The sequence below is a fragment of the Ramlibacter sp. WS9 genome (assembly GCF_003797765.1).
In the GTDB taxonomy this organism is placed as follows: Bacteria; Pseudomonadota; Gammaproteobacteria; order Burkholderiales; family Burkholderiaceae_C; genus Ramlibacter.
Genome location: NZ_RKMB01000002.1, coordinates 18,148 through 42,755 on the forward strand (window position 1 = coordinate 18,148; position 24,608 = coordinate 42,755).

27 protein-coding genes are annotated in these 24,608 nt (G+C 67.2%); 8 read left to right on the forward strand and 19 right to left on the reverse strand.

Going from position 1 to position 24,608, the window contains the following annotated elements; translation table 11 throughout:
- Nucleotides 1-3 precede the first annotated feature (3 nt).
- The 5 genes from EEB15_RS02970 to EEB15_RS02990 all read right to left on the reverse strand — a co-directional run bounded on the left by EEB15_RS02970 (nucleotide 4) and on the right by EEB15_RS02990 (nucleotide 4,227).
- The gene (locus EEB15_RS02970; RefSeq protein ID WP_141508056.1) at nucleotides 4-807 is read right to left on the reverse strand and encodes an anti-sigma factor domain-containing protein; all 804 of its coding nucleotides are present in this window, start codon (nucleotides 805-807) and stop codon (nucleotides 4-6) included.
- A 5-nt stretch (nucleotides 808-812) separates the two neighbouring features.
- Complete coding sequence (locus EEB15_RS02975) at nucleotides 813-1,415, reverse strand: RNA polymerase sigma factor (protein ID WP_141508057.1); 603 nt, start codon at nucleotides 1,413-1,415, stop codon at nucleotides 813-815.
- A gap of 74 nt (nucleotides 1,416-1,489) precedes the next feature.
- Complete coding sequence (locus EEB15_RS02980) at nucleotides 1,490-2,290, reverse strand: DUF4198 domain-containing protein (RefSeq protein ID WP_158289975.1); 801 nt, start codon at nucleotides 2,288-2,290, stop codon at nucleotides 1,490-1,492.
- 4 nt (nucleotides 2,291-2,294) lie between these two features.
- A complete protein-coding gene (locus tag EEB15_RS02985; protein WP_141508059.1) occupies nucleotides 2,295-2,579 on the reverse strand; it encodes a hypothetical protein in 285 nt (94 codons plus the stop codon).
- 22 nt (nucleotides 2,580-2,601) lie between these two features.
- Nucleotides 2,602-4,227: a DUF4331 domain-containing protein gene (locus EEB15_RS02990; RefSeq protein ID WP_141508060.1), complete on the reverse strand. Its 1,626-nt coding sequence runs from the start codon at nucleotides 4,225-4,227 to the stop codon at nucleotides 2,602-2,604.
- Nucleotides 4,228-4,444: 217 nt separating this feature from the next.
- Here EEB15_RS02990 and EEB15_RS02995 point away from each other — a divergent pair, with 217 nt between their 5' ends.
- The 6 genes from EEB15_RS02995 (at nucleotide 4,445) to EEB15_RS03020 (ending at nucleotide 8,177) form a co-directional block, all read left to right on the forward strand.
- A complete protein-coding gene (locus tag EEB15_RS02995) occupies nucleotides 4,445-5,281 on the forward strand; it encodes an outer membrane beta-barrel protein (protein ID WP_141508061.1) in 837 nt (278 codons plus the stop codon).
- A gap of 22 nt (nucleotides 5,282-5,303) precedes the next feature.
- Nucleotides 5,304-5,996, forward strand: a complete 693-nt coding sequence (locus tag EEB15_RS03000; RefSeq protein WP_199236444.1) for a hypothetical protein — start codon at nucleotides 5,304-5,306, stop codon at nucleotides 5,994-5,996.
- A gap of 96 nt (nucleotides 5,997-6,092) precedes the next feature.
- Complete coding sequence (locus tag EEB15_RS03005; RefSeq protein WP_141508062.1) at nucleotides 6,093-6,488, forward strand: hypothetical protein; 396 nt, start codon at nucleotides 6,093-6,095, stop codon at nucleotides 6,486-6,488.
- A gap of 69 nt (nucleotides 6,489-6,557) precedes the next feature.
- A complete protein-coding gene (locus EEB15_RS03010; RefSeq protein WP_141508063.1) occupies nucleotides 6,558-7,157 on the forward strand; it encodes a phosphoheptose isomerase in 600 nt (199 codons plus the stop codon).
- On the forward strand, nucleotides 7,154-7,945 hold the full coding sequence (locus EEB15_RS03015) for a BON domain-containing protein (RefSeq protein WP_141508064.1): 792 nt from the start codon (nucleotides 7,154-7,156) through the stop codon (nucleotides 7,943-7,945). Before EEB15_RS03010 ends, EEB15_RS03015 begins: the two co-directional genes overlap by 4 nt.
- 37 nt (nucleotides 7,946-7,982) lie before the next feature.
- Entirely contained in the window at nucleotides 7,983-8,177 is a 195-nt protein-coding gene (locus EEB15_RS03020; RefSeq protein ID WP_141508065.1) for a hypothetical protein, read from the forward strand.
- 520 nt (nucleotides 8,178-8,697) lie between these two features.
- Here EEB15_RS03020 and EEB15_RS03025 read toward each other — a convergent pair.
- The 5 genes from EEB15_RS03025 to EEB15_RS03045 all read right to left on the reverse strand — a co-directional run bounded on the left by EEB15_RS03025 (nucleotide 8,698) and on the right by EEB15_RS03045 (nucleotide 13,112).
- Entirely contained in the window at nucleotides 8,698-9,600 is a 903-nt protein-coding gene (locus tag EEB15_RS03025) for an NAD(P)-dependent oxidoreductase (protein ID WP_141508066.1), read from the reverse strand.
- A gap of 44 nt (nucleotides 9,601-9,644) precedes the next feature.
- Nucleotides 9,645-10,028, reverse strand: coding sequence for a tautomerase family protein (locus EEB15_RS03030; RefSeq protein WP_141508067.1), 384 nt, complete (start codon nucleotides 10,026-10,028; stop codon nucleotides 9,645-9,647).
- A 216-nt stretch (nucleotides 10,029-10,244) separates the two neighbouring features.
- Nucleotides 10,245-11,381 (reverse strand): PilT/PilU family type 4a pilus ATPase, encoded by a 1,137-nt coding sequence (locus EEB15_RS03035; protein ID WP_141508068.1) that lies wholly within the window; start codon nucleotides 11,379-11,381, stop codon nucleotides 10,245-10,247.
- A gap of 31 nt (nucleotides 11,382-11,412) precedes the next feature.
- Nucleotides 11,413-12,042 carry a cyclic nucleotide-binding domain-containing protein gene (locus EEB15_RS03040; protein WP_141508069.1) on the reverse strand — a complete coding sequence of 210 codons (630 nt, stop codon included), beginning with the start codon at nucleotides 12,040-12,042 and terminating at the stop codon, nucleotides 11,413-11,415.
- A 26-nt stretch (nucleotides 12,043-12,068) separates the two neighbouring features.
- Nucleotides 12,069-13,112 carry a type IV pilus twitching motility protein PilT gene (locus EEB15_RS03045; RefSeq protein ID WP_141508070.1) on the reverse strand — a complete coding sequence of 348 codons (1,044 nt, stop codon included), beginning with the start codon at nucleotides 13,110-13,112 and terminating at the stop codon, nucleotides 12,069-12,071.
- A gap of 119 nt (nucleotides 13,113-13,231) precedes the next feature.
- Here EEB15_RS03045 and EEB15_RS03050 point away from each other — a divergent pair, with 119 nt between their 5' ends.
- Nucleotides 13,232-13,951, forward strand: coding sequence for a YggS family pyridoxal phosphate-dependent enzyme (locus EEB15_RS03050; protein WP_141508071.1), 720 nt, complete (start codon nucleotides 13,232-13,234; stop codon nucleotides 13,949-13,951).
- Here EEB15_RS03050 and EEB15_RS03055 read toward each other — a convergent pair.
- Nucleotides 13,921-14,811 carry a LysR family transcriptional regulator gene (locus EEB15_RS03055; protein WP_141508585.1) on the reverse strand — a complete coding sequence of 297 codons (891 nt, stop codon included), beginning with the start codon at nucleotides 14,809-14,811 and terminating at the stop codon, nucleotides 13,921-13,923. The genes EEB15_RS03050 and EEB15_RS03055 overlap by 31 nt on opposite strands.
- A 95-nt stretch (nucleotides 14,812-14,906) precedes the next feature.
- Between EEB15_RS03055 and EEB15_RS03060 the strand changes: the two genes are divergently transcribed.
- Nucleotides 14,907-15,992: a branched-chain amino acid ABC transporter permease gene (locus EEB15_RS03060; protein ID WP_141508072.1), complete on the forward strand. Its 1,086-nt coding sequence runs from the start codon at nucleotides 14,907-14,909 to the stop codon at nucleotides 15,990-15,992.
- On the opposite strand, the gene EEB15_RS03065 is transcribed toward EEB15_RS03060, so the two are convergent.
- From EEB15_RS03065 to EEB15_RS03100, 8 genes are read right to left on the reverse strand one after another with little or no spacing between them, the layout of a single operon-like run.
- Nucleotides 15,964-16,518, reverse strand: a complete 555-nt coding sequence (locus EEB15_RS03065; RefSeq protein ID WP_141508073.1) for a DUF3617 domain-containing protein — start codon at nucleotides 16,516-16,518, stop codon at nucleotides 15,964-15,966. The two genes, EEB15_RS03060 and EEB15_RS03065, sit on opposite strands and share 29 nt — an antisense overlap.
- Nucleotides 16,519-16,550: 32 nt before the next feature.
- Nucleotides 16,551-17,282 carry an ABC transporter ATP-binding protein gene (locus tag EEB15_RS03070; protein WP_141508074.1) on the reverse strand — a complete coding sequence of 244 codons (732 nt, stop codon included), beginning with the start codon at nucleotides 17,280-17,282 and terminating at the stop codon, nucleotides 16,551-16,553.
- Nucleotides 17,282-18,985 carry an ATP-binding cassette domain-containing protein gene (locus tag EEB15_RS03075; RefSeq protein ID WP_370283306.1) on the reverse strand — a complete coding sequence of 568 codons (1,704 nt, stop codon included), beginning with the start codon at nucleotides 18,983-18,985 and terminating at the stop codon, nucleotides 17,282-17,284. Before EEB15_RS03075 ends, EEB15_RS03070 begins: the two co-directional genes overlap by 1 nt.
- A 2-nt stretch (nucleotides 18,986-18,987) precedes the next feature.
- On the reverse strand, nucleotides 18,988-20,028 hold the full coding sequence (locus EEB15_RS03080) for a branched-chain amino acid ABC transporter permease (RefSeq protein ID WP_141508076.1): 1,041 nt from the start codon (nucleotides 20,026-20,028) through the stop codon (nucleotides 18,988-18,990).
- A gap of 21 nt (nucleotides 20,029-20,049) precedes the next feature.
- Nucleotides 20,050-21,186 (reverse strand): ABC transporter substrate-binding protein, encoded by a 1,137-nt coding sequence (locus EEB15_RS03085; protein WP_141508077.1) that lies wholly within the window; start codon nucleotides 21,184-21,186, stop codon nucleotides 20,050-20,052.
- Between the two features lie 31 nt (nucleotides 21,187-21,217).
- The gene (gene fdhA / locus EEB15_RS03090) at nucleotides 21,218-22,420 is read right to left on the reverse strand and encodes a formaldehyde dehydrogenase, glutathione-independent (protein ID WP_141508078.1); all 1,203 of its coding nucleotides are present in this window, start codon (nucleotides 22,418-22,420) and stop codon (nucleotides 21,218-21,220) included.
- A 44-nt stretch (nucleotides 22,421-22,464) separates the two neighbouring features.
- The gene (locus EEB15_RS03095; protein ID WP_141508079.1) at nucleotides 22,465-23,448 is read right to left on the reverse strand and encodes an alpha/beta hydrolase; all 984 of its coding nucleotides are present in this window, start codon (nucleotides 23,446-23,448) and stop codon (nucleotides 22,465-22,467) included.
- A gap of 41 nt (nucleotides 23,449-23,489) precedes the next feature.
- On the reverse strand, nucleotides 23,490-24,608 hold the full coding sequence (locus EEB15_RS03100) for an ABC transporter substrate-binding protein (protein ID WP_141508080.1): 1,119 nt from the start codon (nucleotides 24,606-24,608) through the stop codon (nucleotides 23,490-23,492).

Genomic DNA, 24,608 nt, shown 5'->3' on the forward strand with positions numbered 1-24,608 from the left:
ACGTCACGACGTCTTCAGCAACGCCCCCTTGAACAGCACCGGCCCCGTCGGCCCGCCCTCGCCGGGCACGCCGCCCTTGGGCTCCAGGCTGATCGCAAGCGCCGGGGCTTCCTTCACCTGGTTCTCGGCGGCCGTGAGCTTGATCACCGCTTCGCCGCCCAGCACGCCGAGCGAGCGCGGCCCGCCGCTGGGCGGCAGCGCCCAGAGCTGCAGGGACTTGTCGGCGGCTTCCTGGTAGCCGCCGACACGCTTGATGGTGAGGGTGCCGCGCGCGGGGTCGAACGTGACGAGCATCGACGCCGACGAACGCTCGTCGTTCAGCACCGCGACATACTGAAGATCGGGCCGGGCCTGCAGCTGCGCGGCCATCTGCGCGTTCTGTTGGGCCAGCGTGGCGCGGGCACGCTCGGCTTGCGCGATCTGCGACGCGCTCCGGTCCACCTCGCCGGACAGGTTCAGCGCCACGCCCATTGCGATGGCCGCGGCAGCGCCGGCGGCCATCGCACCGGCGCGCCACCAGCGCACCGTCCGGGTCCACACGCCGGTATCGGCCGGTGGCACCGCCGGCCGGTGTTCGTTTGCCAAGAGGTTCTCGATCCGTTTCCAGACATTCGGGCTGGGCGCCTGCGTGACCTGCAACTCGGTCATGCCGGCAAAGCGCTCCTGCCAGATCAGGGCGGCTGCGCGCACGGTCGGGCTCTGGCGCGCCTGCGCCTCGAAGCGGCGACGCGCGCCGCCGCGCAGCGTGCCCAGGGCGTATGCGGCGGCCAGGCGGTCGAGCAGTTCGGGGTGTTTGGGCAAATCCATGGCGTTCACGCGAATCGTGCCATGCAGCCGCGCAGCTGGTCGATGCCGCGCCGGATCCACGTCTTGACGGTGCCCAGCGGCAGCTGGAGCTGCTCGGCCAATTCGCTGTGGCTCAGGTCGCGCAGATAGGCGAGGCTCACCACCTCGCGCTGGCGCGCTTCCAGCTTGCGCAGGCACTCGTGCAGGGCCCAGGCCTGCTCGCTGGCTTCGCTCGTGTCCATGGGGTCGGGCGAGTCGCCGGCAACGGTTTCGCTGATCGCACCGTCCAGCTCCAGCGCCGAGTCGGCCCGCTCGCTGGTGCGGCGGCGCAGGAAGTCGAGCGCGCGGCTGCGCACGATCACGCCCATCCACCCCAAGGGCGGACTGAGCGCGGCGCGGTAGTCGCCGGCGATGCGCCAGATGTTGAGATAGGCCTCCTGCAGCACGTCTTCGGCCCAGTCGCGGTTGTTCACCACGCGCAGCGCCAGGCCGTAGAGCCGGGACGACGTGTGGTCATAGAGTTCGCGCAACGCGGCCTCCGCATCCTTCGGGCGTCCGCCGGGCAGGTTGCGGGCGGCGATTCGGTCCAGAAGATCGATGAGGTGCTGGTCTGGGGTGGGGATGGCCATTGCTGCAAGTTGTCGGGCTTCCCCGCCATTACGCACCAGATGGCGCGGTGGATTCACAAAATGACGCGTCAACGTCATCGCGCCTCGATCGCCAGCGTGACGAACCGGCTTTCCCAGGTGTCGGGCCGTTCGGCCGAAACGCGCAAATCGGTCCCACGCAACAGCCACCACCCGCCGAAAGGCAGGCGGTGCCGCAGCATTCCCTGCGCATCGGTTTCGCGCCACACGCCCAGCGCGCTGCGCTCGCTGATAAGTTCCACCGCGAAGCCCGGCAACGGCCGGCCATCGCGGAGCACCTGCAGTTCCAGCGGCTGGCCGACGGCGATGGGCGAGTCGCCCCGCACCACGATCTCCAGGTCCATGCCCGTGGGCCGACGCGCCGACGCGCGCAGTTCGTGGGGTGCGTCGGTGGCCGCGGCCAGCTCGATGCGCGCGAATTTTCGGTAGGACTCGCGCCACGGAACGCCTCGCGCCTGCAACTCGGCCCAGGCTGTGCGCACGCGGGCCGGCGCGCGGATCTCGGCCAGATAGACCTGCACCAGCTGCGGCTTGAGTTCGATCTCCGCGGCATGCAATTCAGCCCAACATGACTGGGGCAGATGGCCCGCATCGGTCGTGCCCACGGCCATCTCGAGCCAGCGCGCCTGTTCGCGAGCGGGACGCAACGCGATGGCATGGGTCTCGCCGTCGCTGCACCCCGAAAGCGCGACGCTCGCCGCGCTGGGGCCAACGTCCTGCACCGGGTAGCGGTTGCCGGTGGCCAACGCCACGGCGTTGCCGCCCGCGGGACTGAACCAGCTGTCGTGCGCCCGCGCCGCCCCGGCCGTGAAGCACAGGGCGGCGCAAAGCAGCGTGAACCAACGCGCAGGAAGCATCGCTTCAGATGCTCGGATCCGGCTCGTCGGTGTCGCTGGTCGCGAGCACCGCGTCACCGACATTCACCGGCGTTGCGGCGTTGTCGCTGGATGCGGCCACGCTCTTGACGTAGGCCAACGCGCCGGCCGAACTGGTGGTGGCCGATTGCGGAACGTCGCTGCCGGCCACCGGCGGATCGGTGGCCACCGGCATGGCGGGCTCGCCCCCGCCTCCGCCGCCGCAAGCGGCCAGCAGCAAGGCGCCGCCAACCAGGCTCAATGCAACACGGGTGTGTTTGGTGTATTTCATGTCGAGCTCCTTGGGTGGCCGCTCACTGCGAGCCCGGCAGCGGCGTATTCAAGTACGGGAAGCCGGAGAGGAAAGGCACCACAGCCTGGTCCACTGCGTCGTGCACGTCGAGCGATGCGGCACCGGCCGGCACGCTGGAGGGCTTGCAGGCTGAAGTCACGCCCGCCACGCCGGGGATGCTGTTGAGCTTGAACGTGTCGGCATCGCCGTTGGCCATGCACAGGCCACCGAGCATTGCCACCAGCGCGATGTCGACCACGTCGTCCTTGGGCCGGCGGCCGTTGGGAAAGCCGGCGAAGTCCGTGCCCGCCGGCGACGCCTTCAGGCTGCCGACGATGGCCAGGCGATTCTGGTTGGCGAAAGGAACCGGCGCCACCGCCGTGTTCAGGCGCAGCATTTCGGAGGGCGTGACGGTCGCGGGCTTGTTGACGCCGGTGATGCCGGTGAGGAACACCGTCGCCAGGTCGGTACGCGGAATATTGGTGGGCGCGAGGGCGGCGGCGTCGCTTGCGAGCACCAGCCCCAGCAATGCGGGCAGCGTCGGGTTGGTCACGTAGTCGAGGAACTGGCCGTCGCCATTGGGCTTGGACGCGTTGAACTTGTCCTTGTCCTTGAGGCCGATCACCACTTCATTGACCAGCGGCTGGCCCAGGCGCGAGACCTGGGTCCAGGCACCGCCCGGCTTTTCGGAAGCCTGGTGGCCCGATGCCGGCGCGCCCGAGAGCAGCCGCGCCTGCCGCAAGCTCGCGGTGGTCCAGCCGCCGATCACCGTTTCGCTGCCGGCCGTGAGGCAGTCCTTGTGCACTTCCAGCGCGATGGAAGTGACGTTGCTGTCCTGGATCGAGTTGGCCGCCGCCGCGTTGATGTTGGCGGGGTTGGTGATGACCGACAGCGGTGCATTCACCAGGTCGAAGATCGGACCGAGGTTGACGGCGAAACCTTCCTGGCGCTGGCCGACGAAGACACGGCCCGTGCCTTTGCCCGCCGGGCAGCCGGGAATGTTCACCTCATGCACATGCTTGCCCGCGTACGTGGCGTAGGCCGCGCTGTTGCCCAGCGTCTTGACGCCGATGTAGTCGACGGGCTTTTCGAAGCTGGCCGAACCGCCGTTGGCCTTGGTGACGGCCGAAGCCGCGCCCTTGCGCCGGTCGCCCCGCACCACATTCACGATGTAGCTTTCGTTCAGGTTGAGGTTGGCATCGTTGACGTTCGACACGGCACCGGCCTGGATCAGTGGAATCGCGACCGATTTCTGCGCCGCGCCGGTCCCGATGGGCAACGACACATTGTTGAGCTTGTTGTTGAAGCGGAACTGGAAGGTGATGTCTTCGGCCGCGTCGCCGTTGTTGTCGATGTGGATCTCGTAGAGCGCGTTCGGGTCCATCGAGAAGTAGTTGGGCCCGCCGTAAGGGCCTTGCAGCGGCTGGTAGTTGGCGATCAGCGTCACGTAGTCGGATCGGCCGCCCGCGCCGTTGGCCGCCACGCCTTCGTAGCTGCGGAACATGTAGAAGTCGGTGGCGTCGACCTTGGGGCTGGTTGTGATGAAAGGCGCTTCGCGGTGGCTCGACGCCAGGCTCAAGCCCGCGCTGCCGGCGGCGCAGGCGGCCAGCAGGGCCAGCTGCAGGGACTTCATCTTCTTCAAACGCATGTCGCTCTCCTTGGTTGGATGGGGGTATCGCGTGGTGTGACGCCCGCTCAATACGCAACCCGGGTGCGATCCGGATTCAAGAAAATTGATTCGTGTAGGGGAAAGTCGCTTTCGGCCCCTTGCGTGCGGCAGCGTACAGAGCGTGCGGGCCAATGCGGCGAAGCTGCCCAGCTGCAACGCAGTCAACCCCAACCCTCTCCACTTGAAGAATCGATCCATGAAATACCTGAGCACCTCGGCCGCACTCGGCCTGGCCACCCTGGCGGCATTCGCCGCCCCGGCGGCCCTGGCCCAGAACCAGAACACCAGCGGCTGGTACCTCGGCGGCAACATCGGCCGCACCAACCAGGGCACCGACGACGCGGCCATCGTCAACGGGCTCGCGGCCCAGGGCCTCACCACGACCTCCATCGAGAACACCGGCCATGACCGCGGCTACAAGTTGTTCGGCGGCTACCAACTCAACCGCAACTTCGCCATCGAAGGCGGCTACTTCGACCTGGGCAGCTTCGGCTACACCGCCCGCACGCTGCCCCTGGGCAGCCAGACTGGCGATGTGGGCTACAAGGGCGTGAACCTCGACCTGATCGGCATCGTGCCCTTCACCGAGAAGTTCTCCGCCATCGGCCGCGTCGGCGTCACGTCCAGCCGTGCGTCGAGCTCGTACAGCTCCACCGGCGCCGCCGCCGTACCGCTCGGCACGTCCAGCGCCCGCAGCACCAATGCGAAGTACGGCGTCGGCGTGATGTACGACTTCACGCCTTCGCTGGCCATGCGCGTGGAGGCCGAGCGCTACCACGTCAAAGACGCCTTCCGCAACAAGGACCACGTCGACATGGTTTCGGTCGGCCTGGTCTACCGCTTCGGCGCCGCGCCGGTGCGCACCGCCTACGTGGCGCCCGCGCCCGTGTACGTCGCCCCGGCGCCGGCACCGGCACCGATGGCTGTGGCACCGCCGCCTCCGCCCGCACCTGTGTACGTGGCACCCCCGGCACCGGCACCCGCGCCCGTGATGGCGCCGGAACCGCGTCCGGCCAAGCCTTACCGCAACTAAAGCGCCTCGCGCAGCAGCAGGCGTGACGCGACTGCATGGAGCATCAGCAACCCTCACGCGGCTCGCGGGCCTCGTGGTGGTTGCTTTTCTTTTTTTCGGCGCCGCTCCCGCCGCCGCGCAATACGCCAGCTTCGGCTCCGAGCGCCCGAGCGCCGATGCGCTGCATGTCGCCAACTGGGCCGTGCATTCCGCGGACCACAAAGCAGCGCCGTTCGTCATCGTGGACAAGCGCGACTCGCGCGTGTTCGTGTTCGACGGGCAGGGAAAATTGCTCGGCGCCGCTCCTGCACTGCTCGGCCTGGCGCAGGGCGATCACACAGTCCCCGGGATCGGCAACCGGAAGCTGTCCACCATCCGTCCGGAAGAGCGAACCACACCGGCGGGGCGTTTCGCCGCGTCGATGGAGCGCAGCCTGAACGGCGACGAGATTCTCTGGGTCGACTACGACTCCGCAGTCGCGTTGCATCGCGTCATCGCGACCGCCCCGAAAGAGCGCCGCCTGCAGCGCCTCGCGAGTCAAACGCCGGCGGACCGCCGCATCACTTACGGCTGCATCAACGTGCCCGTCAAGTTCTTCGATCAGGTCGTGATCCCGGCGTTCAAGGGCGGTGCCGGTATCGTGTACGTGCTGCCGGAAACCCGTTCGCCGGCCGAAATTTTCAACTCCTACGACATCGACGAGAACGGCGCGGCCAAGGTTGTCCCGACGCGCTGAAAGGGTCGGCCGCGCTCCATTCGCTGAGGCTGCTTAAGAAATCGACCTATTCCGTCCTGTTGCACCCAGTTGCAAACTCGCGGCATGGAGGTATTTATGGACTTGATGTTTGGCCCGTTCAACGGTTGTCGCGTCGTGGTGTCGGTCGTGCAAGCCGACGGACCGCAGGGCAGCTTTTCCGCTTCGTATCAGATCTACGCGAACGGCACGAGCCCTGACGCGACGTCCGCACCTGTGTTGGGGCGGACGGTCGCGGGTGCATGGGCCAGCGCCGACGAAGCGTCGGACATCGCGCTGCAGATCGCGCGTTTGCAGATTGCGGGCTTGCGCAGTCATGTTGCGCAAGCGGCGACCCAGGAGCAAAGAAAGGCGTCCAACCTGGCGGAGTTTGCTGCCTCGTGGGATGCGGACGGCGAGCACGAGGCGCATTCGAGGGCCTACCAGCCGACCTTGCCCTGCCCACTGATGCCGATGGCATCGCTGCCCTCCTAGGGCGCCGCTTCGGCGAACAGCTGCGCCTGCGGGTCCGGCGCCACCGGCACCCGTTATCATGGCGCAGCTATGCTCGAACAACGCATCCAACAACACTTCATCGACAGCGCCGACCTGAAATACCAGGCCGCGCAAATCTTGAGCAAGCCGATCGCGGCGGCCGTGCAGGCGATGCTGGCGTGCGTCACCAGCGGCGGCAAGGTGCTGGCCTGCGGCAACGGCGGGTCCGCCGCCGACGCCCAGCATTTCTCGGCGGAGTTCGTCGGACGCTTCGAGCGCGAGCGCCCCGAGCTCGGCGCGATCGCCTTGACGACCGACAGCTCCATCCTCACGGCCATCGCCAACGACTACGATTTCGAGCGTATCTTTTCGAAACAAGTGCGCGCGCTGGGCCAACCCGGCGACGTGCTGCTGGCGCTGTCCACCAGCGGCAACTCCGCCAACGTGCTGGCCGCCATCGAGGCGGCGCACGAGCGCGAGATGACCGTGGTGGCGCTTACCGGGCGTGGCGGCGGCAAGATGACCCACGCGCTGCGCGAAACCGACGTCCACATCTGCGTGCCGCACGAGCGCACCGCCCGCATCCAGGAAGTGCACATCCTGGCGCTGCACTGCATCTGCGACGGCGTCGACGCACAACTCCTCGGAGAACAGGAAACCCCCACATGAAATTGAACCGCCCTTCCCTGCTGGTCTCGGCCCTGGCTGCAGCGCTGCTTGCGGCCAGCTTGTCTGCGTGCGCGCCGCTGATCATCGGCGGCGCCGCTGTCGGTGCGATGGTCACCTTCGACCGCCGCACCTCGGGTGCCCAGCTGGAAGACGAAGGCATCGAGCTGCGCTCGGGCAGCCGCCTGCGCGAGGCGCTGGGCGACCGGGCCCACGTCAACATCAACAGCTACAACCGCCAGGTGCTGCTGACGGGCGAGGTGCCCAACGAGCAGGACAAGCAATTGGCCGAGCAGATCGTCAGCAGGGTCGACAACGTCAAGGGCGTCGTCAACGATCTCGCCGTCATGGGCAACACCGCGCTGTCGGCGCGCTCCAACGACGTGCTGATCACCGGCAAGGTCAAAGCCTCGCTCGTCGATGCCTCGGACCTGTACGTCGGCGCCTTCAAGGTCGTGACCGAGCGCGGCGTCGTCTACCTCATGGGCCGCGTGACGCAGCGCGAAGCCGACAAGGCCACGCAGATCACGCGCAACATCGGCGGCGTGCAGCGCGTCGTGCGAATCTTCGAAATCCTCAGCGAGGAAGAGCTGCGTCGCCTGAACCCACTGCCCCAGTCGTCCAGGCCGGCAACAGCGCCGGCTGCGGCCCCCGCGGCTGCACCGGCAATGGTCCCCGCTCCTGCACCGTTGACGCCCGCTCCGGTGACGACGACGTCGCCAACCACGGCACCCTCGTCGACATCGCCGACGGCTTTGCCGCCACTCGGTCCAGCGAGCGTTCGCCGCTAGCCGGACCGGTTGTCATTGCGGGCTCGATCCGCAATCCATGAATTCCCTTTTTGTGTTCGTAGGCCGCGCGGCGAAGCTGTGCATGGGCGGGCTGCGGCGCGATGGCTACGGCGTCCGGCATCGCTTGCTGCCGCACGCTCCTGCCGAATCCCTTGCGCCGGGAGACCCCGCGACCCGCGCGGCACAACTCGCCTCCGCTTCGCTCCTGCTCAAACAGGTGCCGCGAGCATGAAACGGTCGCACGGCTGAAAGCCGTGCTGGGTCGCGGGGTCACCCGCCGCAAGCGCCTGTGCTTTACTCGCGCCGCAGCCCGCCCACGCACAGCTTCGCAGAGACACTGTTGGCGCGCCCCCGGTGGAAGGCCACCGCTTTGGTCGTCCGCCAGGATCTCGGCACGCCTGCGCCGCACGCCACCATTTCACTGCAACGCCGTGCATGGCCGGGCCGCGGCGCGAATAAAGCTCAGGCGCCCGCGGTGGACGGTCTTGCGGCCCAGCGTCGCTTGCGACGCGACCGTCTCATGCTCGCGGCACCTGTTTGAGTCGCAGCAAAGCGGAGGCGAGTTGTGCCGCGCGGGCCGCAAGACCGTCCAGCGCGGGGAATGCGGCAGGAGCTTGCGCAAGCAAGCGATGCCGGACGCCGTAGCCATCGCGCCGCGGCCCGGCCATGCACGGCGTTGCCGCCCCGCTCGTCGAGCACCAAAGTGGATTCGGAGTCTTGGATTGCGGATCCGAGTTCGCAGTGATACAGCCCTACTTCAACCGCTTGATCAAGCTGGAAGTGTCCCAGCGCTTGCCGCCCATCGCCTGCACATCGGAATAGAACTGGTCGACCAGCGCCGTCACCGGCAGCCGTGCGCCATTGCGCTTGGCTTCCTCCAGCGCGAGACCCAGGTCCTTGCGCATCCAGTCCACCGCGAAGCCGTAGTCGAATTTGCCTTCGATCATGGTCTTGCCGCGGTTGTCCATCTGCCAGCTCTGCGCCGCACCCTTGCCGATGACGTCCAGCACCTGCAGCATGTCCAGCCCCGCCTTGTCGCCGAAGGCGATCGCTTCCGACAGGCCCTGCACGAGCCCGGCAATGGCGATCTGGTTCACCATCTTGGCCAGCTGGCCCGCGCCGGCGCCGCCGAGCAGCGTCATGGCGCGGGCATAGGCCATAGCGACCGGCCTGGCCGCATCGAAGCCCGCCGGCTCGCCGCCGCACATCACCGTGAGCATGCCGTTCTGCGCACCGGCCTGGCCGCCCGACACGGGCGCGTCGACGGATTGCAGGCCGAGCTCCTTGGCCTTGGCGTAGAGCTCGCGCGCCACGTCGGCCGACGCCGTGGTGTGGTCGACGAACACCGAACCGGCTTTCATCCCCGCGAATGCGCCGTCCTCGCCGAGCGTGACCGAACGCAGATCGTCGTCGTTGCCCACACAGCAGAACACGAAGTCCCGGCCGGCGGCGGCTTGACGCGGTGTGGCCGCCGAGTTGCCCTTGAACTCGCCGGTCCAGGCCTGCGACTTGGCGGGGCTGCGGTTGTAGACGACCACGTCATGGCCGGCCAGTGCGAGGTGGCCCGCCATCGGGAAGCCCATCACGCCGAGGCCGAGGAAGGCGACTTTGCGCGGCGCGGTGGATTCGTAGGTCTTGGCGTTGGTGGAAGGCATGCGTTACTGCTCCTGGGGATGAAGGAGCAATTTTAGGCGCACGCTTACAGCGTGTAGTGCGCGATGCCGTCGCCGAAGGACCAGTTCTCGCGCAGCGTTTCCACCAGGCTGATGAGCACGTCCGACGGGCTCACATCCGCGGCCCGCGCCACGTCTCTGGCCACCATCGCGTAGAGGGCCCGCTTTTGCTGCAGCGTGCGGCCCGGCGCCAGGAATATCTGGATGAAAAGGGCGCGCTCCGTGTGCTTCACGCCCAGGTATTCCGGGGTGCACACAATGGCGCCGGCCGGGTGCTGGGTGATCAGCTGGAATTTATCGTCCGGCGGGACGGCGATGGTCTCGACCATCGCCTCGTGCACGGCGTCGCCAATGCGGTGGGCGGCTTCTTTCGAAACAACGGGCGGCAGTTCAATACGGACATAGGGCATGGAGTTCTCCTTGAAAGAAGGCCACACTCTGCCCGCCGCGCCGCAGGTGCGAAACGCCGCGCCGCGCAAAACATCTTTGCGCCGGCCGCAACACCCCCCGCAGGGGCACTGGCCGCACGAAGCAACGCGCAGGACGGCCGCCCCATGAAAAAGCCGGGGTTCCCCCGGCTTTTTCATCTGATCAAACAACTTTGAAAACGCAAAGCGTTTTTGTAGTTAAACAATGGCCAAATGCTCCGTACCGGCCGACAGGTCGGAGCTCTTCGCGCGCTGCGAATTGAGCTTGATCTGCAGCCGCAGGTCGTTCACCGAGTCGGCGTTGCGCAGCGCGTCTTCGTAGGTGACGATGTTGTTCTCGTACATGTCGAACAGCGACTGGTCGAAGGTCTGCATGCCCATCTGCCGGCTCTTCTTCATGATCTCCTTGATCTCGGAAACCTCGCCCTTGAAGATCAGGTCGGAGATGAGCGGCGAATTCAGCATGATCTCCACCGCCGCGGCCCGGCCCTTGCCGTCCTGCTTGGGCAGGAGGCGCTGCGAGATGAAGGCCTTCAAGTTGAGAGAAAGGTCCATCAGCAGCTGCGCGCGCCGCTCTTCGGGGAAGAAGTTGATCACGCGGTCAAGCGCCTGGTTGGCGCTGTTGGCGTGCAGCGTGGCCATGCACAGGTGGCCGGTTTCGGCGAAGGCGATGGCGTGCTCCATGGTTTCGCGGTCGCGGATTTCGCCCATCAGGATGACGTCGGGCGCCTGGCGCAACGTGTTCTTCAGTGCCGACTCCCAGGTGTCGGTGTCCAACCCCACTTCTCGCTGGGTGACGACGCAGTTCTTGTGCGGGTGCACGAACTCCACCGGGTCCTCGATGGTGATGATGTGGCCATGCGAATTCTCGTTGCGCCAGTCGATCATGGAAGCCAACGTGGTCGACTTGCCCGAACCGGTGGCACCCACCAAAATCGTGAGCCCGCGCTTTGACATCACGACGTCTTTCAGCACCTGCGGCATGCCCAGGCCGTCGATGGTCGGCAGCACCTGTGGGATCACCCGCATCACCAGCCCCACCTTGCCTTGCTGCACGAAGGCATTGCAACGGAACCGGCCGATGCCCGCCGGCGAAATCGCGAAGTTGCATTCCTTGGTGCGCTCGAACTCCGCGGCCTGCTTGTCGTTCATGATCGAGCGCGCCAGCGCCAGCGTGTGGCCGGCGTTGAGAGGCTGCGGCGACACCTTGGTGACCTTGCCGTCGACCTTGATGGCCGGCGGAAATTCGCTGGTGATGAACAGGTCGCTGCCGTTGCGGCTGACCATCAGCTTGAGCAGGTCGTTGATGAATTTTGTGGCCTGGTCGCGTTCCATGGCGGTCCTTCGCTAGGGTTCTGTATTCTGGTCAGGTCTGGCGGTCCGACAGGCGCGCGCCAACGACGCGCAGGCGCGTCGAGAGCTTGCGCGCCAGCAGCGCGACCAGGCTTGCGGCCAACTGCGGATCGGCAGTCATCATTTCATCCAACGCCTGTGCGCCCAGCACCGCGATCTCGCATTCTGTCAGCGTCGCGCACAGCGAGAAGCGTTGCCCGCTGTCGAGCAGCGACATCTCGCCCAGGATATCCCCGGGCCGCGCTTCGGTCAGGCGAAGGCGCTCGCCCCAGGGTTGCAGGCGGTCGACCGCGATGGTGCCCGTCAGCAAAACGATCATGAAGTTGCCGTACTCGTCCTGCCGGATCACGTCGCGGTCAGCCGCGACCACGGCGAACTCGAAGTACTTCTCCATTTGCCGGACGGCATCGGGGCCGAGCCGGCTCATGTACTTGTCCTTGGACCACAGCGCCTGCAGCAGCTTCAGGCCGCGGGCCGCGGGCGCGCGTTTGGCGCCGACTTCGTTGGCTCGCGCCTCCCATGGCGCCAGCATGGCCGGGTCGACGCCCTGGTCGGCAAATGCGCTGGTAAACAGGACCGAATCGGTCTTGTCGTCTTCGCCCTGAGGCGTGGAGCGCCGCAAGAGATCGAGAACACCTTTCATCCTGCTCCTCCGTTTTTTCTTCTTCCCTAGCCCGGGAAGTTTTCCGGAATCTTGGCCTTGCCGCGCGCCTCGCCCGGGCTGATGACGTTGCGTTTGACGAGGTCTGCCAGGTTCTGGTCCAGCGTCTGCATGCCGAAGTTGTTGCCGGTCTGGATGGCCGAATACATCTGCGCCACCTTGGCCTCGCGGATCAGGTTGCGGATGGCCGACGTGCCGACCATGATCTCGTGTGCCGCCACGCGTCCGGCGCCGTCCTTGGTCTTGCACAACGTCTGCGAGATCACCGCCTGCAGCGACTCCGACAGCATGGCGCGGATCATTTCCTTTTCTTCCGCCGGGAACACGTCGATGATCCGGTCGATGGTCTTGGCCGCGCTGGACGTGTGCAGCGTGCCGAACACCAGGTGGCCCGTTTCCGCGGCCGTCATGGCCAGGCGAATCGTTTCCAGGTCTCGCATTTCGCCCACCAGGATACAGTCCGGGTCCTCCCGCAGCGCGGAGCGAAGCGCCGCGGCGAAAGACAGCGTCATCGGCCCCACTTCGCGCTGGTTGACCAGGCACTTCTTGGACTCGTGGACGAACTCGATCGGATCTTCCACCGTGAGGATGTGGCCGAACTCGGTTTCGTTGAGGTAGTTGACCATCGCGGCCAGCGTGGTGGACTTGCCCGAGCCCGTGGGGCCTGTCACCAGCACCATGCCGCGAGGCTTGAGCGCGAGTTCGCCGAAGATCTTCGGTGCGTTGAGCTGCTCGAGCGACAGAATCTTGGACGGAATCGTCCGAAACACCGCACCCGCGCCGCGGTTCTGATTGAACGCATTCACCCGGAAGCGCGCCAGCCCGTCGATCTCGAACGAGAAGTCGACTTCGAGGAACTCTTCGTAGTTCTTGCGCTGGGTGTCGTTCATGATGTCATACACCATGGCGTGCACCGCCTTGTGGTCCAGAGGCTCGACGTTGATTCGGCGCACGTCGCCGTGGACGCGGATCATGGGCGGCAGCCCCGCCGACAGGTGCAAGTCCGATGCCTTGTTCTTCACGCTGAACGCCAGCAACTGAGTGATATCCACAAAAGTCCTTTTAGCTATTCCTGTCCCGGTGTCGCAGTTGAGCCCGCGCCTCCAGCGTCGGCTCGAACAGCGACAATAGGTGAGCCGCGCGCCCGCGCGTCGGCCTCTACCGGGTAATTATGACCACGATTCGTACCAACCTCCAGCGTGTTCGCGAGCGGATGGCAGCGGCTTGTGCAGGTGCACAACGCCAAGTGAACGAAGTCGCGTTGCTCGCCGTCTCCAAAACGTTCGGCCCCGATGCCGTGCGCGAGGCCTTCGCGGCGGGCCAGGTGGCCTTCGGTGAGAACTACATCCAGGAGGCGGTGGAGAAGATCGCCCTCCTCGCGGATCTCCCGCTGGAATGGCATTGCATCGGCCCGATCCAGAGCAACAAGACGCGGCTGGTGGCCACGCATTTCCACTGGGCGCACACGATCGACCGGTTGAAAGTCGCGCAGCGACTGTCCGAACAGCGCCCCGAGAGCTTGTCTGCGTTACAGGTCTGCATCCAGGTCAATGTCGACAGCGGTGCCACGAAGGCCGGCGTGGCACCGGGTGAAGTGCTGGAACTGGCCCGGGAAGTGGCGCGCCTGCCGCGTCTCAAGCTGCGGGGCCTCATGACCATCCCCGAGCCGGCCGCCGGCTTCGCGGCGCAGAAAGCCGTGCACCTGAAGGCGAAAGCGTTATTCGAAGAGCTGCAGGGCGAACTGCGAGAGGCCGGCCTCGCGCTGGACACCCTGTCGATGGGCATGACGGCCGACCTCGAAGCCGCGATCGCGGCCGGCAGCACGATGGTGCGGGTGGGCACGGCGATCTTCGGGACACGTCATGGCGCGGACAGCGTAGCGCCCAAGTGATCGACGAACACGCGCACCTTGGGTGACAGGTGCCGGCTCGATGGCCACAGCGCCATGTACCGGCCGGCGACGGCGGCCTGCCCGTCAAGAACACTCTGGAGCCGGCCATCGGCAAGCGCTTCGCGCGCCAGGAAGTCCGGCATGCACGCGATGCCCACACCGCGCAGCGCCGCGCCGAAGACCGCCTCGATGTTGTTGCAGGCGAGCACCGTGCGCGGATAGGTTTGCGCGCCGTCCGGGGACTGCAGCATCGGCCAGTCCAGCAACTTGCCCGAACTCGGGTGCCGAAAGCGGACCGCCGAGTGCTGCCCCAGCTCGCTGGAAGTCGACGGCATTCCGTTTCGTGCCAGGTAGGCCTTCGACGCGCACAGCAGCAGGCGAAACGGCTGCAGGGGCCGGCACACGAAACCGGAGTCCGGCAGCTCGCCGCTGCGGATCGCGACATCGACGCCTTCATCGATCAGGTCGACGGCACGGTCGGTGAAATTGATGTCGAGCTCCACCTCCGGGTAGCGCGCGAGGAAGTCCGGGATCACAGGCAGCAGGAAATGGTAGCCGACCACAGGCGCGCTCACTCGCAACCTTCCGCGCGGCAGCTGCGTGGCGCGCGAGAGCATCGCCTGGGCATCGTCCAGGTCGTCGAGGATGCGCCGGCAGCGCTCGTGGAACAGGCGCCCCTCGGTCGTCAGCTGCATCCGCCGGGTGCTGCGCTGCAGGAGCCGCACACCCACGTCCTGCTCGAGCCGGGCCACGCTTTTGCCGATGGCCGACGCAGACACCTCCAGCGACCGGCCGGCGGCAACGAAGCTGCCGAGGTCGGCCGTCCTCACGAAAGCCAGCAGGCCGGTGAGCTTGTCCATGTGCGTGAGCGACCGAGCCATTGCGGAGATTTATTCCGCTCTGATCGGATATGCCGCCTCTTTTCGGTTGATTAGCGCCAGTTTAGCCTTGGTCGATGCACAAAACCCATCGAACCGCCAACCGGGCGAAATGGCTGTCCACGGCCGCGCTGTTGCTGCTGCCCCTGCTGCTGCAATGCTTCGGCGACCACTGGGTCCGGATCGCCGACACCTGCCTGCTGTACGTGATGCTGGCGCTGGGCATGAACGTCGTGGTGGGCTATGCCGGCTTGCTGGACCTGGGCTACGTGGCCTTCTATGCCATGGGTGCCTACCTGTTCGCGCTGCTCGCCTCGCCGCACCTGACCGAGCATTTCGCCTGGATCGCCGTGCTGTTTCCGGCGGGCCTGCATGCGCCCTGGTGGTTCGTCATTCCGCTTGGCGCCGTGCTGGCAGCCGCTCTCGGCGTGCTGCTGGGCGCGCCCACGCTGAGGCTGCGCGGCGACTACCTGGCCATCGTGACACTGGGCTTCGGGGAAATCGTGCGCATCCTGCTCGTGAACCTGGGCCATCCGGTCAATATCACCGACGGTGCCAAGGGACTGGGCCCGATCGATTCGATCGCGATCTTCGGCCTGGAGCTGGGCCGGCCGCTGCCGCTGGGCAGCTACCAGCTGAACTCGGTCACGCTGTACTACTACCTGTTCCTGGCACTCACCGTCCTCACCGTGATCGTCTGCGGCCGCCTGCAGCATTCGCGCATCGGCCGCGCCTGGATGGCCATTCGCGACGACGAGGACGCCGCCAAGGCGATGGGCATCGACACGCGCAACATGAAGCTGCTGGCCTTCGGCATCGGCGCGAGTTTCGGCGGCGTGACCGGCGCGATGTTCGGCGCCTTCCAGGGCTTCGTGTCGCCCGAATCCTTCAGCCTGCAGGAGTCCGTGATCATCGTGGCCATGGTGGTGTTGGGCGGCATCGGCCACATCCCGGGTGTCGTCCTGGGCGCCATTTTGCTGGCGGCGCTGCCGGAGGTGCTGCGCTACGTCGCCGGGCCGCTGCAGGCCATGACCGACGGCCGGCTCGATGCCGGCGTCCTGCGCCCCTTGCTGATCGCGCTGACGATGATCGTCACCATGCTGCTGCGCCCGCGCGGTTTGTGGCCGGCGCCGCCTACTTCTTCGGCGGCATCATCGGCTTGATGGTGCCGCAGTCGGCGCCCAGCCACTTACCATTGCCCTCCGAAGTGATCTTTTCAGGCTTGCCCTGCACTGCCGTGGTGATCACCATTTTCGAATGGTAGGCTTCCGGGCTGGTAAACACCACATGGCCCTCGCCGCTGGAAGGCGGGTTGGTGCAGGCAAACGCCATCTTCATGGAGTTGCCGGTGCGCGACTGCTGAGTCGTCTTGCAATCGCCCTGCTGCGCGGGCAGTTCGTTCTTCTCGACCATCTCCTTGGTCAGGCAGATCTTGATGGCCATGCCGCCGCCGGCCCCGCCGCCCATCTTCATGCCGCGCTGGGCCATCATCTCTTCCATCATCTTGCGCTGCTCGGGCGGCATGGCGGCCATCTGCTTTTGCATGTCCGCCATCTGCTGCTCCATCTGGCCGCCGGCGGTCTGCATCTTGTTGGTGATTTCCCAGAGGCCGGGCTTGAGGTTCTGGGCGTTGGCGGTGCCGACGAAAGCCACCATGCCGGCGGCGACGAGAAGGTGAAGCGCTTTCATGGAGGATCCTCCGGCTGAAAGCCATGATTCTGTCATGCCTGTGCAGCGGCGCCCAGATAGGCGTCGATCACCCGGGCGTCGCCGGCCAGCTCGCGGGCGGGCCCTTCCAGCGTCACCTTGCCGGTCTCCAGCACGTAGCCGTGGTCGGCGACTTCCAGCGCCGCGCGCGCGTTCTGCTCCACCAGCAGGATAGCCACGCCGGTGGCACGGAGCCGTTCGATCACGCGGAAGATGTCCTTGACCACCAGCGGCGCCAGGCCCAGGCTCGGTTCGTCGAGCATCAGTAGCCGCGGCCGGCCCACCAGCGCGCGGCCGATCGCCAGCATCTGGCGCTCCCCGCCCGACAGCGTGCCGGCCGCCTGGCCGCGCCGCTCCTTGAGCCGTGGAAAGGTGTCCCAGACCTGCTCGATGCCGGCACGCCGCTGCGCCGCGCCCTGCTTGCGGTGCCGGAAGCCGCCCAGGATCAGGTTGTCTTCGACACTCATCGTGGCGAACAAGGCACGCGTTTCGGGCACCAGCGCGATACCGCGCTCCACCCGCTCCTCCAGCGAAGCCGCGGCGACCGACGCGCCCTCGAAGCGGATGTCACCGCTCGCCGGCAGCACGCCCATCAGCGCGTTGAGCAGCGTCGACTTGCCCGCGCCGTTGGGTCCGACCACCGTGACCACGGCGCCCGCCGCGACGCGCAGGTCCAGCCCACTCAGCACTTCTGCACGGCCGTAGCCTGCATGCAGCTGCGTCACTTCCAATAATGGGGTTGCCATCAATGCTCCATGCCCAGGTAGGCGGCGCGCACCGCGGGACTGGCCTGCACCTCAGCCGGCGTGCCTTCGATCAAGCGGGTGCCGAACTCCATCACCACGATGCGGTCGGTGAGGTTCATGACGAAATCCATGTCGTGTTCCACCAGCAGCAGGCTCATGCCCTCGGCCTTGAGTTGTCGCAGCACCGCCGCCAGCGCCTGCTTCTCCTTGAGCCGCAGGCCGGCAGCCGGTTCATCGAGCAACAGCAGGGACGGGTCGGCGCACAGCGCACGCGCGATCTCCATCAGGCGCTGCGGACCCATCGCCAGGTTGCCGGCGCGCTCATGCACGTGGGCGGCCATGCCGATGCGGGCCAGCTGGCGCTCGGCCTCGCGCAGCACGCGCCGCTCCTCGCCCCGGTCCAGCCGCGCCATGGCGCGCAAGCTGCCGCTGTCGGCCCGCAGGTGCGCACCCAGCGCCACGTTCTCGAGCACCGTCATGTCCGCCATCATCTTGACGTGCTGGAAGGTGCGGGCCATGCCGCGCCGCGCCATCTCGCGCGAGGGCAGGCCGCTGACCCGCTCGCCGGCAAAGCGCACTTCACCGGCGGTGAGCGGCAGCACGCCAGACACCAGGTTGAAGGTGGTGGACTTGCCCGCGCCGTTGGGGCCGATCAGGCCGACAATCTCGCCGGCGCGCACTTCAAAACTCACGTCGTTGACGGCGACCAGGCCACCGAACTGCTTGCGCACGGCCCGCACTTCCAATAGCGCGCTGCCCGGCGCCGGTTTGGCGCGCTGGGGCAATGCAGCCGCGCCCTCCCAGTCGCGCTTGCGCCGCCGCTGCGGCAGGCGCCGGGCCAGCTCCGGCCACAGGCCCTGCGGCAGATAGCGCAGCACGGCCAGCAGCAGCACGCCGAAGACGATCATCTCGTAGTTGCCGCCTTCGCCGAGCAGCTTGGGCAGCACGCCTTGCAGCTGATGCTCGGTCAGCTTGAAAGCCGCAGCGCCGGCAAACGCACCACCGATGCTGCCCGCGCCGCCGATCACCGCCATGAACAGGTATTCGATGCCCAGCTTGATCCCGAAGGGTGAAGGGTTGACGGTGCGCTGAAGGTGCGCGAACAGCCAGCCCGACACGGCTGCGAGCACCGCCGCCACCACGAACACCACCATCTTGTAGCGAAAGGTCGAAACGCCCATGGCCTCGGCCATCGTGACCCCGCCATTGAGCGCGCGGATGGCGCGGCCGGGCCGCGAATCCAGCAGGTTGGCCAGCAGCCAGGCCGCACCCAATGCCAGCGCCCAGATCAGGCAGAACATGGCGCGGCTGTCCATCAGGCTCATGCCGAACAGCTCCAGCGCGGGGATGCCCAGGATGCCGTCGGACTTGCCGAGCGTGCTCATGTTCATCATGCTGAAGTTGAGCGCCAGGCACCAGGCGATGGTGGCCAGCGGCAGGTAGTGACCCGACATGCGCAGCGTGAGCAAGCCCAGCACCACCGCCGCCAGCGCCGTGATGCCCACGCCCAGCAGCAGCGCGAGCCAGGGCGATGCGGCGAGTTGCGTGGTGAGCACGGCGGTGGTGTACGCGCCGACACCGACGAAGCCGGCCTGGCCGAACGAAGTGAGGCCGGCCACGCCCGTGAGCAACACGAGGCCCATGACCACCAATGCATACAGGCCGATGTAGTTGAGCTGGGTGAACCAGAATTCGGGGATCAAGATCATTCCTCAAGCGCCGCCGGGCTGCGCAGCGAACGCCACAACAGCACCGGCAAAATGGCCGCGAACACGATCGCCTCTTTCAAGGCGCTGGCCCAGAACGAGCTGAACGACTCCAGCACGCCGACGCCCAACGCGCCGGCCAGGGCCAATGGATAGCTGGACAAGGCGGCGAATACCGCGGCGACGAAGCCCTTGAGCCCGATCAGGAAGCCACTGTCGTAGAACATGGTGGTGCTCGGGCCCAGCAGCAGACCGGCCAGGGCACCGATGAAGGCCGCCATGGTGAAGGCCAGCCGGCCCGCGCCGGGCGTGGAGATGCCCACCAGCCGCGCGCCCAGCCGGTTCACGGCGGCGGCGCGCAGCGCCTTGCCATGCAGCGCGCGCTCGAAGAACAGCCACAGGGCCGCGATCAGCAGCGGCGTCACCGCCAGCGTGATCAGCATCTGGCCGGTGAAGGTGAGCGGGCCCACGGAAAAGCTCGCATCCCAGAACGGTGGATTGCGAAATCCCTCCGCGCCGAAGAACACCAGGCCCAGCCCGGTCAGCACATAGTGCACGGCCACCGAGGCGATCAGCAGCACCAGCACGCTGGCATCGGCCAGCGGCTGGAACGCCAGCCGGTAGATCAGCGGGCCGAGTGAAGAGACAAGAGCGAGTGCCAGCAGGGCCTGCACCAGCAGCGGTGCCTGTGCGGGGGCGAGCACACACGCGAGCAAGGCCAGACCGAGCGGCCAGGCCAAGGTGCGCAGGGCTTGCAGCGCGAGCTTTGCGGCTGCACGTTGTCCTGCGCGCCAGGCTCCAACGCCATCCAGGACGGCAGCGATCAGCGCCAGGGCCGCCAGCAGCGCCGCCGTGCCCGGCACGCGGCCCAGCTGAAGCATGCCCAGCGTGAGCGCTGCATACGCCGCGAACGCACCCAGCGGAATGAAGATCACCCGCGTCACCGCGAACAGCAGCACGGTGGCCATGGCCAGCAGCGCGTACACCGCGCCGTTGGCCACGCCGTCCTGCAACAGCACCAGGAAGATGGGCACGTCCATGGCAAGCGCTTTCAGTCCGGCTTACTTGATCAGCTTGAACTGGCCTTTTTCGACCGTCAGCATGACCACGCCACGGCCGTCGAAGCCGCCATGGTTGTCAGGGGTGTAGTTGAGAACGCCGTGCGTGACCACCATTTCCTTTTCGCTCTCGATCGCATCGCGCAGCGCGGCGCGGAACTCCGGGGTGCCGGGCTTGGCCTTCTTGAGCGCCAGCGGCACGACACGTTGCAGCACCAGCAGGGCGTCCTGCGCGTGCGCGCCGAACTGGCTGCGCGACGCGGCGCCGTACTTCTGCTCGTAACGGGTCACGTAGTCGACGCCCGGTGCCTTCACCGGATTGCCCGCCGCCAGTTGCTCAGCCACCAGCATCGGACCGGCAGGCATCACCGTGCCCTCCATCGCCTTGCCGCCCACGCGCAGCAGCTCGGGCGACGCGGCGCCGTGGGTCTGGTAGATGCGGCCGGTGTAGCCCTTGTCGCGCAGCGACAGCTGCGGCAGCGCGGCGGGCGTGCCGGCACCGACGATCAGCACGGCGTCGGGCTTGGTGGAGAGGATCTTCACGGTTTGCGCCACCACCGAGGTGTCCATGGGTGCATAGCGCTCCTCGGCCACCACCTTGATCCCCTGCTTGGCCGCCGCCGCGCCGAACAGCCCCTTCCAGGCGTCGCCATAGGATTCGTTGAAGCCGAAGAAGGCCACGGTCTGCACCTTGTCGGCCTTCATCTTCTGCGCCACGGTCTCGGCCATCAGGCCCATGGGCTGCGGCAGGATGAACGTCCACTGGCCCTTGTCCTTGGGCAGGTCGAACGGCGCCATGCCCAGCTGCGGCACCTTCTGCTCCAGCGCCACGCCGGCGATGGCGATCACGTTGGGCACGCTGGACGAGCCCAGGATCAGGTCGACCTTGTCCTCGGTCGCGAACTTGCGCGCGTTCTTCACCGCCGTCGTCGGGTCGGTTGCATCGTCGAGCACGACGAGCTTGATTTTTTCACCGGCGATGCTGTCGGGCCACAGGGCCAGCGAGTTCTTTTGCGGGATGCCCAGCGAAGACAGCGGGCCGGTCAGCGACAAGCTGACGCCGATGGTGATGTCGGCGCGGGCGGCGGCGGTGGCGGCCAGCAAGGCGGCCAGGAGGGAAGCGCGAAATGCGGTGTTCATGATGTTGCCTTGTGGAAAAGAGGAACTGAAATCAGGCTGCTGCCTGGAGCATGCGGTGCGGGTCGATGACGAACTTCTTGGGCGCGCCGGCGTCGAATTCGGCGTAGCCCTGCGGCGCTTCGTCGAGCGAGATCACCTGCACGCCGACCGTCTCGGCGATCTTGATGCGGTCCCACAGGATGGCCTGCATCAGCGCGCGGTTGTATTTCATGACCGGCGTCTGGCCGGTGAAGAAGCTGTGCGATTTGGCCCAGCCCAGGCCCAGGCGCACGCTCAGGGCGCCGCGCTTGGCCGCGTCGTCCACGCCGCCCGGATCGTCGGTGACGTACAGGCCCGGGATGCCGATCTTGCCGGCCGCGCGGGTCACTTCCATCAGCGAGTTCAGCACCGTCGCGGGCGCCTCGTGCTGCGCGCCTTCGTGGCCATGGCCACGCGCTTCGAAGCCCACGGCGTCGACCGCGCAATCGACCTCGGGCGTGCCCAGAATCTGCTCGATCTGTTCGGACAACGTCGCGTCCAGCGACAGGTCCACCGTCTGGAAGCCGACCTTGCGCGCGTGCACCAGGCGCGCCGGATTGACGTCGCCGACGATCACGACGGCGGCGCCCAGCAGCTGGGCCGAGGCCGCGGCGGCCAGGCCCACCGGGCCGGCTCCGGCCACGTACACGGTGCTGCCGGGGCCGACACCGGCGGTCACCGCGCCGTGGTATCCGGTGGGCAGGATGTCGGACAGGCAGGTCAGGTCGCGGATCTTCTCCAGCGCCTGCGCCTTGTCGGGAAACTTCAGCAGGTTGAAGTCGGCATACGGCACCATCACGTACTCGGCCTGGCCGCCGACCCAGCCGCCCATGTCCACATACCCGTACGCGCCGCCGGCCCGCGCCGGATTGACAGTGAGGCACACCCCCGTGTGCTGCTCCTTGCAAGTACGGCAGCGGCCGCACGCCACGTTGAAGGGCACGGACACGAGGTCGCCCGGCTTCAAGGTCTCGACGTCGCGGCCAATCTCCAGCACCTCGCCGGTGATCTCGTGGCCCAGGATGAGGCCCGCCGGTGCGGTGGTGCGACCACGCACCATGTGCTGGTCTGAGCCGCAGATGTTCGTGCTGACCACCTTCAGGATCACCCCGTGGTCGATGCGGCGGCCGCGCGGGTCCGTCAGTTCCGGAAACGGAATCGACTGGACTTCGACCTGGCCTTGTTTGATGTAAGCGACACCTCGATTCGATGGCATGACAGTCTCCTTCAGTGGTTGTTGTGGCGGTGCGCCTGCGGGTGTCAGGCCGTTGCGCGCGACAGTTGCACGCGCAGCCACGCCGCCAGGTCGACCATGATCTGATTGCCCACCGGCGACACCGCGGTGAAGTGGATGCAGGCGTGGATGGCGCCCGGGTAGTGGCGATGCTCGGTAGCCACACCGGCCTGCGCGATGCGCTGGGCCAGGGCATGGCCTTCGTCGCGCAGCGGGTCATGGCCCATGGTGGCGACCCAGGTCGGGGGCAGCGACGCGAGCGAAGTCGAGTGCAGCAGGGCGAAGTCGGGATGCCGCGCCAGCTCGCTGCGGCCGCCCAGGTAGGCGTCGATGAACCACTTCATGACGCCTGTGGTGAGGAACTTGCCTTCGCCGTTTTCGGCCATCGAGGGGCTGGGCTCGCTGAAGTGCTGCGCCACCGGGTAGATGAGGCCCACCGCGCAAACCGGGATGCTTTCGCGAACGCGCAGCGCCGCAGTGGCGCAGAGCTGCGCGCCCGCGCTGTCACCGGCCACCGCGATGCGCGACGGGTCGGCACCGAGTTCACGCGCATGCGCAGCCACCCAGCGCAGGGCGCGGGTCACGTCATCGATGGCCGCCGGGAATGGGTGCTCGGGCGCCAGCCGGTAGTCCACGGCCACCACCACTGCCGCCACTTCATGGCACAGCGTGCGGCACACCTTGTCGTGCGTTTCGAGATCGCCGATCACGTAGCCGCCGCCGTGCACGTACAGCAACAGGGGGAGTTCGCCTTGCGCCACGCCGGGCCGGTAGACGCGCAAGGGCAGCGGCCCGGCCGGCCCGTCGATGGTGCGGTCGCTCGCGGACACGATGCCCGGCGCCGGCAGGCCTAGGCCTGCAGCCAGGTCGCGGTAGATCTGGCGCGCCACCGGCGGCGGCAGCGTCTCCAGCGGCGGGTTGCCTTGAGCGGCGGCCTGCGCCAGAAAGCCGGCCAGCGCCGGGTCGAGGGGGGCCGTTTCGAGAACGGCGGGGATGGAGGTTGTGGTCATTGCGGTCCTTCAGTGGTTCGTCAGTTGCAGTGGGGGGTGGGTCATCGAAGCAACCGGCCGTCGCGGGCGCGCATGCCGATCTCGACCAGATCCGAGCCGTGGTGCCGACCGCGGCCGAACGTGAGCCGGAAGCCGCCCAGGTCCAAGCTGCCCAAGCCTTCGATCGCTTCGGCGAGCCGCGAACCATCGGGTCGTGCGCCGGCGCGGCGCAATGCTTCGGCGCACAGGCGCAGGTTCAGGTAGGCCTCCAGGCCCTCGAAGGTCAGCGCTTCGGGCCCGATGAATTCGTCGGCGTCGCGCTGCAGGTCGCGCACGATGGGCAGGCGCGTCAGTTCCGGATTCGGGACGATGCTGGTGTAGCCGATCAGCCGGTCGCGGAACAGGCGAGTCAGCTGCGTGAGCCCCGCGGAGGACAGCGTAGCGATGGTGGAAGGCACACGCGCCTGCGCCGAAGCCGGCAGGCGGGCCAGCGCATCCAGTCCCTCATGCCCCAGGTTCAGCACCAGCGCTTGCGGTGCGGCCGGCCCGATGCGCAGAAATGCCGCTTCCATAGCCTCGACTCGCGCTTCGACCTCAATACGCGTCGTGTGCAGGCCGGCAAGCTGCAAGGCCGCCGCCAGTGCTGCGCTGCGCGCCGGCTCGGCATCGTCGGTCAGCAAGACCGTGCGCGAGATTCCGATGGCGAGCAGTTGGCGTGCCAATGCGCCCGCCTCGTGAGCATCGTCGGGCCGCAGTGTGAACACGTGCTGGCGGTCGGCCGACCGCAGGGCCTGCGCGCCGGACATCGGCCCGACCAGCGGCACCCGCAACTCCCGCGTCGCCTCGCTTGCCGCGAGGCACGCCCGCTCACCCAGGCAATTGACGATGGCCACTGCGCGGTTCTGCCGCACCAGCGTCGCCAGGTTCGCGGAATGCCGCTTGGGATCGCCACCGTCATCGAGTGTCACCAGTTCCAGCGGGCGGCCCAGGACGCCGCCGGATGCGTTGACGCGCTCGACATAGGCCTTAGCGCCGGCGATCACCCGGTTGGCCGCGGGAAATCCCGCGCCGGTCAGCGGAAGCGATTGGCCGATGACGATGGGATCAGGCGCGGCCTGTGCCACAGCGGCACCGACCCCGAGCACAAGTGCCGCCAGCCGCGTAGTCCACATGGGCTTCAT

Coding starts and splice junctions, on each gene's coding strand:
- EEB15_RS02970 (WP_141508056.1), bottom strand. CDS start 807: ATGGATTTGCCCAAACACCCCGAACTGCTCGACCGCCTGGCCGCCGCA.
- EEB15_RS02975 (WP_141508057.1), bottom strand. CDS start 1,415: ATGGCCATCCCCACCCCAGACCAGCACCTCATCGATCTTCTGGACCGA.
- EEB15_RS02980 (WP_158289975.1), bottom strand. CDS start 2,290: ATGCTTCCTGCGCGTTGGTTCACGCTGCTTTGCGCCGCCCTGTGCTTC.
- EEB15_RS02985 (WP_141508059.1), bottom strand. CDS start 2,579: ATGAAATACACCAAACACACCCGTGTTGCATTGAGCCTGGTTGGCGGC.
- EEB15_RS02990 (WP_141508060.1), bottom strand. CDS start 4,227: ATGCGTTTGAAGAAGATGAAGTCCCTGCAGCTGGCCCTGCTGGCCGCC.
- EEB15_RS02995 (WP_141508061.1), top strand. CDS start 4,445: ATGAAATACCTGAGCACCTCGGCCGCACTCGGCCTGGCCACCCTGGCG.
- EEB15_RS03005 (WP_141508062.1), top strand. CDS start 6,093: ATGGACTTGATGTTTGGCCCGTTCAACGGTTGTCGCGTCGTGGTGTCG.
- EEB15_RS03010 (WP_141508063.1), top strand. CDS start 6,558: ATGCTCGAACAACGCATCCAACAACACTTCATCGACAGCGCCGACCTG.
- EEB15_RS03015 (WP_141508064.1), top strand. CDS start 7,154: ATGAAATTGAACCGCCCTTCCCTGCTGGTCTCGGCCCTGGCTGCAGCG.
- EEB15_RS03020 (WP_141508065.1), top strand. CDS start 7,983: ATGAATTCCCTTTTTGTGTTCGTAGGCCGCGCGGCGAAGCTGTGCATG.
- EEB15_RS03025 (WP_141508066.1), bottom strand. CDS start 9,600: ATGCCTTCCACCAACGCCAAGACCTACGAATCCACCGCGCCGCGCAAA.
- EEB15_RS03030 (WP_141508067.1), bottom strand. CDS start 10,028: ATGCCCTATGTCCGTATTGAACTGCCGCCCGTTGTTTCGAAAGAAGCC.
- EEB15_RS03035 (WP_141508068.1), bottom strand. CDS start 11,381: ATGGAACGCGACCAGGCCACAAAATTCATCAACGACCTGCTCAAGCTG.
- EEB15_RS03040 (WP_141508069.1), bottom strand. CDS start 12,042: ATGAAAGGTGTTCTCGATCTCTTGCGGCGCTCCACGCCTCAGGGCGAA.
- EEB15_RS03050 (WP_141508071.1), top strand. CDS start 13,232: ATGACCACGATTCGTACCAACCTCCAGCGTGTTCGCGAGCGGATGGCA.
- EEB15_RS03055 (WP_141508585.1), bottom strand. CDS start 14,811: ATGGACAAGCTCACCGGCCTGCTGGCTTTCGTGAGGACGGCCGACCTC.
- EEB15_RS03060 (WP_141508072.1), top strand. CDS start 14,907: ATGCACAAAACCCATCGAACCGCCAACCGGGCGAAATGGCTGTCCACG.
- EEB15_RS03065 (WP_141508073.1), bottom strand. CDS start 16,518: ATGAAAGCGCTTCACCTTCTCGTCGCCGCCGGCATGGTGGCTTTCGTC.
- EEB15_RS03070 (WP_141508074.1), bottom strand. CDS start 17,282: ATGGCAACCCCATTATTGGAAGTGACGCAGCTGCATGCAGGCTACGGC.
- EEB15_RS03080 (WP_141508076.1), bottom strand. CDS start 20,028: ATGGACGTGCCCATCTTCCTGGTGCTGTTGCAGGACGGCGTGGCCAAC.
- EEB15_RS03085 (WP_141508077.1), bottom strand. CDS start 21,186: ATGAACACCGCATTTCGCGCTTCCCTCCTGGCCGCCTTGCTGGCCGCC.
- fdhA (WP_141508078.1), bottom strand. CDS start 22,420: ATGCCATCGAATCGAGGTGTCGCTTACATCAAACAAGGCCAGGTCGAA.
- EEB15_RS03095 (WP_141508079.1), bottom strand. CDS start 23,448: ATGACCACAACCTCCATCCCCGCCGTTCTCGAAACGGCCCCCCTCGAC.
- EEB15_RS03100 (WP_141508080.1), bottom strand. CDS start 24,608: ATGAAGCCCATGTGGACTACGCGGCTGGCGGCACTTGTGCTCGGGGTC.